Origin of the sequence: Pseudomonas sp. B3(2017) (genome assembly GCF_002113595.1) — a bacterium.
Taxonomy (GTDB): Bacteria; Pseudomonadota; Gammaproteobacteria; order Pseudomonadales; family Pseudomonadaceae; genus Aquipseudomonas; species Aquipseudomonas ekonensis.
In genome coordinates this window covers 35,546-42,035 of the sequence record NZ_NEIU01000032.1, presented here as the reverse complement: position 1 = coordinate 42,035, position 6,490 = coordinate 35,546, and the positions used below count along the sequence as shown (strand labels likewise).

Below are 6,490 nucleotides of genomic sequence, written 5' to 3'. Positions count from 1 at the left end.
CCTGATCCCATCCCGAACTCAGAAGTGAAACGATGCATCGCCGATGGTAGTGTGGGGTTTCCCCATGTGAGAGTAGGTCATCGTCAAGATTAAATTCCGAAACCCCAACTGCGAAAGCGGTTGGGGTTTTGTTTTGCCCGCAGGAAAGTTCCTACGTCGAGTTTCTATGCAACGGTGCAGGGCATGGCTATCATTCGGGCCTCATTACGAGGCGAGATCCGCATGCTGACGTTGTTGAATCTCCTGAAGGATGGCCAGTTCCATTCCGGTCAGGCCCTGGGAGCCGCACTAGGCATCAGCCGAAGTGCCGTATGGAAGCAGCTCCAGCATCTGGAGAGCGAGCTTGGGCTGTCCATTCATAAAGTCCGGGGGCGGGGCTATCAATTGGCGGCTCCCTTGACGTTGCTTGATCCTCACAAGATAGCGGAGGAGCTAAAGGACTGGCCGTCTTTCATACTTGACTCAACTGACTCGACCAACGCGCAAGCATTGCGTGCGATTGACGAGGGGCGGCCTGCGCCATTTTTGGTGCTGGCCGAGCGGCAACTGGCGGGCCGCGGTCGCCGTGGTCGCAAGTGGGTGAGTCCGTTTGCCGAAAATCTCTATTACAGCCTCGTCTTGCGCATTGATGGCGGCATGCGTCAGCTGGAGGGGCTGAGTCTTGTTGTGGGCTTGGCGGTTCTGCAGGCCTTGCGCAAGCTGGGTGTGCCTGGATTGGGGTTGAAGTGGCCTAATGACGTCCTGGTTGGACGAAAGAAAATTGCCGGCATCTTGCTCGAAATTGTCGGTGATCCGGCTGATGTCTGCCATGTAGTGCTAGGCATCGGTATCAACGTCAATATGCAGGCCACGAACGAGGTGGATCAGCAATGGACGTCTATGCGGCTTGAGTCAGGCAAAAGCCATGACCGGAACCTGCTTGTGGTTGAGTTGAGCCATCAGCTTCAGGCTTATCTGCGGCGTCATCAGGTTGAAGGGTTCTCTGTGCTCCAGGCAGAGTGGGAAAGCAATCACCTGTGGCAGGATCAGCCGGTTTCTCTCACTGCCGGCGTCAATCGAACGGACGGCGTGGCACTTGGCATTGACAGTCATGGTGCATTGCGTCTGAAGGTGGATGGTGTGGAAAAGACTTATAGCGGTGGTGAGCTCAGTTTGAGGTTGCGTGATGATTCTTGAGCTCGATTGCGGTAACAGCTTTATAAAGTGGCGAGTGTTGTCCGTCCCGGCCGACGCGGTGATCCAGGAGGGGGTTGTCGACTCTGACCAGGCGCTGCTCGACGCTTTGCGCGAGCTGGATGGTATTTCGCTGCAGCGGTGCCGCCTGGTTAGCGTCAGAACCGCGGAGGAGACGAGCGATCTCATCAAGCTTCTGGAGCGTGATTTCCGTTTGCCTGTTGTGTGCGCGGCGCCGGCGCGTGAAATGTCCGGAGTCAGAAATGGATATGAAGACTATGAGCGTCTGGGGCTCGACCGTTGGTTAGCGATGCTTGGAGGCTTTCGCCTGGCCTCGGGCGCATGTCTGGTGCTCGATTTCGGTACAGCGGTGACCGCCGACTTCGTTGCGGCGGACGGTGAACACTTGGGGGGCTTCATTTGTCCCGGCATGCCGCTCATGCGCAACCAGTTGAGGACTCACACCCGAAAGATTCGTTATGGAGATCAGGCGGCCGAGCGCGCATTGGTCAGCCATGCGCCGGGGCGCAGCACGGTGGAGGCGGTGGAGCGCGGTTGCTCATTGATGCTGAGGGGGTTTGTATTGACTCAGATCGAGCTGGCCCGCGCCTACTGGGGGGAAGACTTCACGGTATTTGTGACGGGGGGCGATGCTGGCCTAGTATCGGGAGTAGTGCCGGAGGCAAAGGTCGTTCCCGATTTGGTGTTCGTGGGCTTGGCGATGGCCTGTCCTTTTTCCTGAGGTACGTATGCGTTGGTTGTTCCTGCTGCTTTTGGTTCTCAATGTGTTTTATTACGTCTGGCATCAGCAGGAAGCACCTTTGCGCGCAAAGGACGTCACGACTCTGAGCCTCTATCGAGGGGCGCAGCAGGATATCCGTTTGCTCAGCGAGGCCAAGGGTGTCTCTCGCGAGAAAAAGAATGTCACGTCGGCCAATGGTGAGTGCCTGTACGTGGGTGTCGTTGGCAGGTCTGAAGAGGCACAGCTTCTCGGTCGGCGTCTAGGTGAGTTGGGCATCAAGGCCCAGCAGCTCCAGAAAGAGTCCTCCGAGGCTGCCTATTGGTTCCGTATCCCAGCTGAAAGCCAGGGTTTGCTGGACGAAGGGCAGCTGCAAAACCTTTCCAAGGAATTCAATGAGTTAAAACATAAAATAATGATGTGTGAGGGGGTTGCGCCCTCCGAATAGTTTGCATAGAATGGCGCCCGCTCCACAGCGAAGACCTGAAGAGGTTGAAGAAGTGGGGTGATGTCAAAGCAGCTAACCTCAAGATTTTAAATGAGAAAATGCTTGACAGAAGGCTGGCATAGTATAGAATGCCGGCTCGCTTAGGAGGGGTTCCCGAGCGGCCAAAGGGATCAGACTGTAAATCTGACGTCTACGACTTCGAAGGTTCGAATCCTTCCCCCTCCACCAGATTTTAGCGTGAGCTGCAAGCTCCGCGGGTATAGTTTAGTGGTAGAACCTCAGCCTTCCAAGCTGATGATGCGGGTTCGATTCCCGCTACCCGCTCCAAGTTTGCAGGTTGTGCAAAGTGTTACGCTCTTGTAGCTCAGTTGGTAGAGCACACCCTTGGTAAGGGTGAGGTCAGCGGTTCAAATCCGCTCAAGAGCTCCATATGACAAGGCAGATATGAAAATATCTGCCTTTGTTTTAATGGTCTGCGTAGTTCGCTTAATTCTACTCCTAGGGTGATTTCGATGGCTAAGGAAAAGTTCGAACGTAGTAAGCCGCACGTCAACGTCGGTACCATTGGTCACGTTGACCACGGTAAAACCACTCTGACCGCTGCGTTGACTCGCGTTTGCTCCGAGGTTTTCGGTTCGGCTGTTGTTGACTTCGACAAGATCGACAGCGCCCCGGAAGAGAAGGCTCGTGGTATCACCATCAACACTGCGCACGTAGAGTACGATTCGAACATTCGTCACTACGCGCACGTTGACTGCCCGGGTCACGCCGACTACGTCAAGAACATGATCACCGGTGCTGCCCAGATGGACGGCGCGATCCTGGTTTGCTCGGCCGCCGATGGTCCGATGCCGCAAACCCGTGAGCACATCCTGCTGTCCCGTCAGGTAGGCGTTCCGTACATCGTGGTTTTCCTGAATAAGGCTGACCTGGTAGACGACGCTGAGCTGCTGGAACTGGTTGAGATGGAAGTTCGCGACCTGCTGTCCACCTACGACTTCCCAGGCGACGACACCCCGATCATCGTTGGTTCGGCCCGTATGGCGCTGGAAGGCAAAGACGACAACGAAATGGGCACCACCGCTGTCAAGAAGCTGGTTGAGACTCTGGACAGCTACATCCCAGAGCCTGAGCGTGCCATCGACAAGCCGTTCCTGATGCCGATCGAAGACGTGTTCTCGATCTCGGGTCGCGGTACTGTTGTGACCGGTCGTGTTGAGCGTGGCGTTGTCCGCATCCAGGAAGAAGTTGAGATCGTCGGCCTGCGCGACACTCAGAAAACTACCTGCACCGGCGTTGAAATGTTCCGCAAGCTGCTCGACGAAGGTCGTGCTGGCGAGAACTGCGGCGTTCTGCTGCGCGGCACCAAGCGTGACGACGTTGAGCGTGGCCAGGTTCTGGTCAAGCCAGGTTCGGTCAAGCCGCACACCAAGTTCACCGCAGAAGTCTACGTGCTGAGCAAGGAAGAAGGCGGTCGTCACACTCCGTTCTTCAAAGGCTACCGTCCACAGTTCTACTTCCGTACCACTGACGTGACCGGTAACTGCGAACTGCCGGAAGGCGTTGAAATGGTAATGCCAGGTGACAACATTCAAATGACTGTTACCCTGATCAAGACCATCGCAATGGAAGACGGTCTGCGCTTCGCTATCCGTGAAGGCGGTCGTACCGTCGGCGCCGGCGTCGTAGCTAAAGTTATCGAGTAAACGGTTGTAATGTCTTTTTCGGGCCGGCATAATGGTCGGCCTGATTTTGTTTTAGGTCAGTAGCTCAATTGGCAGAGCGACGGTCTCCAAAACCGTAGGTTGGGGGTTCGATTCCCTCCTGACCTGCCAGATTCACTCGGTGTGTCTGGCTTTCTTTTCACAGGATCTTCACAGATGACTCCTAAAGCTGAAGCCCAAAGCTCTCGCTTTGATCTGATCAAGTGGCTTGTAGTGGTTGCCTTGGTGGTTGTTGGTGTTGTCGGCAATCATTATTTCTCCGCTTCGCCGATCCTGTACCGCGTGCTTGCTCTGCTTGCCATCGCTGCTGTTGCTGCCTATGTGGGTCTGCAAACTGCAAAAGGCAAGTCGTTCTTCGCGCTGGCAAAGGAAGCTCGTACCGAGATTCGTAAAGTCGTATGGCCAACTCGTCAGGAAACCACGCAGACTACGCTGATTGTCGTAGCTGTTGTTCTGGTTATGGCGTTGCTGCTGTGGGGGCTTGATTCCCTCCTCGGTTGGCTTGTTTCCCTGATTGTAGGCTAAGGGTGTCCCGTGGCTAAGCGTTGGTACGTTGTGCATGCTTACTCGGGTTACGAGAAGCATGTAATGCGCTCCTTGATCGAGCGTGTGAAGCTGGCTGGCATGGAAGATGGCTTCGGCGAAATTCTGGTTCCCACTGAAGAAGTGGTTGAAATGCGTAACGGCCAGAAACGCAAAAGCGAACGTAAGTTCTTCCCAGGCTATGTGCTGGTTCAAATGGATATGAACGAGGGTACTTGGCACTTGGTCAAGGATACTCCTCGGGTGATGGGTTTTATCGGTGGTACTGCCGACAAGCCTGCGCCAATCACTGACAAAGAGGCGGAAGCCATTCTGCGTCGTGTTGCCGACGGCAGCGACAAGCCTAAGCCGAAGACTCTGTTCGAGCCGGGCGAGACTGTTCGTGTCAATGACGGTCCTTTCGCTGATTTCAACGGCGTTGTTGAAGAAGTTAACTACGAAAAGAGCCGGATCCAGGTCGCGGTGCTCATTTTCGGACGCTCTACTCCGGTGGAGCTGGAGTTCAGTCAGGTCGAGAAGGTCTAACTGGGCAAGCATCCCAACCCCGCAGCCGTAGGCTGTGGGGTTTTGTCGTCACTGGGATAAACGCGCAAGTAACCGGGGAGCCTTTCGAGGCGTTCGAACCCGTAATTGGAGTGCCTCATGGCCAAGAAGATTACCGCTTACATCAAGCTGCAAGTGAAGGCCGCTCAGGCTAACCCAAGCCCACCCGTCGGCCCAGCTCTGGGTCAGCACGGCGTGAACATCATGGAGTTCTGCAAGGCTTTCAACGCCCGTACCCAGGGTCTTGAGCCAGGTCTGCCGACTCCAGTGATCATCACTGTCTACAGCGACCGTAGCTTCACTTTCGAAACCAAATCCACCCCTGCTTCGGTTCTGCTGAAGAAGGCGGCCGGTCTGACCAGCGGCTCCGCTCGTCCGAACACCGTTAAGGTTGGCACTGTTACCCGTGCTCAGCTGGAAGAGATCGCGAAAACCAAAAACGCGGATCTGACTGCAGCTGATATGGATGCAGCCGTGCGTACTATCGCCGGTTCTGCTCGTAGCATGGGCCTTAACGTGGAGGGTGTGTAATGGCTAAGCTGACCAAGCGTCAAAAGGCTATCGCCGGCAAAATCGAAGCAGGCAAGGCCTACAACATTGTAGACGCCGCCGCTCTGCTGGCCGAGCTGTCGACTGTCAAGTTCAGCGAGTCGTTCGACGTTGCTGTAAACCTGGGCGTAGACCCACGTAAATCCGACCAGGTTGTTCGTAGCGCTACCGTGCTGCCGCACGGCACCGGCAAAACCGTTCGCGTTGCTGTGTTCACCCAGGGCCCGGCTGCTGAAGCCGCTCTGGCTGCCGGCGCTGACCGCGTAGGCATGGACGATCTGGCTGCAGAAATGAAAGCCGGCGACCTGAACTACGACGTAGTGATCGCATCCCCGGATGCCATGCGCGTTGTGGGTCAGCTGGGTCAGGTTCTCGGTCCTCGCGGCCTGATGCCTAACCCTAAAGTCGGTACCGTGACTCCAGACGTCGCTGGCGCTGTCAAGAACGCCAAGGCTGGTCAGGTTCGCTACCGCACCGACAAAAACGGCATCATCCACACTTCCGTTGGCAAGATCGGCTTCGACGCCGTCAAGCTGAAGGAAAACGTTGAAGCCTTGATCGCTGACCTGAAGCGTATCAAGCCGGCTTCCTCGAAAGGCATCTACGTCAAGCGCGTTACCCTGAGCACCACCATGGGCCCAGGTCTGGTCATCGACCAAAGCTCGCTGGACGCGTAAGACAATAAGCGGCGCGAGCGATCGCGCCACTTGAAGATTGGGGTCCCTGCCTGGCGGGGGCTATCCAAGACCGTAGGCGGCGCAAGTCTTAAAC

General features: G+C 56.0%; 8 protein-coding genes, 4 tRNA genes and 1 rRNA gene. All 13 read left to right on the top strand.

Annotated elements, in window-relative coordinates:
* Positions 1 to 89, top strand: a 5S ribosomal RNA gene (rrf, locus tag CAG33_RS27545); the annotation flags it as partial.
* Positions 90 to 222: 133 nt separating this feature from the next.
* Entirely contained in the window at positions 223 to 1,176 is a 954-nt protein-coding gene (birA, locus tag CAG33_RS27540; protein ID WP_085586008.1) for a bifunctional biotin--[acetyl-CoA-carboxylase] ligase/biotin operon repressor BirA, read from the top strand.
* Complete coding sequence (locus CAG33_RS27535) at positions 1,166 to 1,915, top strand: pantothenate kinase (protein WP_085641220.1); 750 nt, start codon at positions 1,166 to 1,168, stop codon at positions 1,913 to 1,915. The genes birA and CAG33_RS27535 overlap by 11 nt, the downstream gene beginning before the upstream one ends.
* Before the next feature lie 7 nt (positions 1,916 to 1,922).
* Positions 1,923 to 2,360 carry a hypothetical protein gene (locus CAG33_RS27530; RefSeq protein ID WP_085585786.1) on the top strand — a complete coding sequence of 146 codons (438 nt, stop codon included), beginning with the start codon at positions 1,923 to 1,925 and terminating at the stop codon, positions 2,358 to 2,360.
* A 143-nt stretch (positions 2,361 to 2,503) separates the two neighbouring features.
* Positions 2,504 to 2,588: transfer RNA gene (locus tag CAG33_RS27525), tRNA-Tyr, on the top strand.
* A gap of 25 nt (positions 2,589 to 2,613) precedes the next feature.
* Positions 2,614 to 2,687 (top strand) — tRNA-Gly (locus CAG33_RS27520).
* A gap of 26 nt (positions 2,688 to 2,713) precedes the next feature.
* Positions 2,714 to 2,789: transfer RNA gene (locus CAG33_RS27515), tRNA-Thr, on the top strand.
* Between the two features lie 83 nt (positions 2,790 to 2,872).
* Complete coding sequence (gene tuf, locus CAG33_RS27510) at positions 2,873 to 4,066, top strand: elongation factor Tu (protein WP_085585788.1); 1,194 nt, start codon at positions 2,873 to 2,875, stop codon at positions 4,064 to 4,066.
* A 53-nt stretch (positions 4,067 to 4,119) separates the two neighbouring features.
* Positions 4,120 to 4,195, top strand: a tRNA-Trp gene (locus CAG33_RS27505).
* A 45-nt stretch (positions 4,196 to 4,240) separates the two neighbouring features.
* Complete coding sequence (gene secE / locus CAG33_RS27500; protein WP_085585790.1) at positions 4,241 to 4,609, top strand: preprotein translocase subunit SecE; 369 nt, start codon at positions 4,241 to 4,243, stop codon at positions 4,607 to 4,609.
* A gap of 9 nt (positions 4,610 to 4,618) precedes the next feature.
* On the top strand, positions 4,619 to 5,152 hold the full coding sequence (nusG, locus tag CAG33_RS27495; RefSeq protein ID WP_007957598.1) for a transcription termination/antitermination protein NusG: 534 nt from the start codon (positions 4,619 to 4,621) through the stop codon (positions 5,150 to 5,152).
* Between the two features lie 117 nt (positions 5,153 to 5,269).
* The gene (gene rplK, locus CAG33_RS27490) at positions 5,270 to 5,701 is read left to right on the top strand and encodes a 50S ribosomal protein L11 (protein WP_003176435.1); all 432 of its coding nucleotides are present in this window, start codon (positions 5,270 to 5,272) and stop codon (positions 5,699 to 5,701) included.
* Positions 5,701 to 6,396, top strand: coding sequence for a 50S ribosomal protein L1 (rplA, locus tag CAG33_RS27485; RefSeq protein ID WP_085585792.1), 696 nt, complete (start codon positions 5,701 to 5,703; stop codon positions 6,394 to 6,396). The genes rplK and rplA overlap by 1 nt, the downstream gene beginning before the upstream one ends.
* The last annotated feature ends 94 nt before the right edge of the window (positions 6,397 to 6,490 follow it).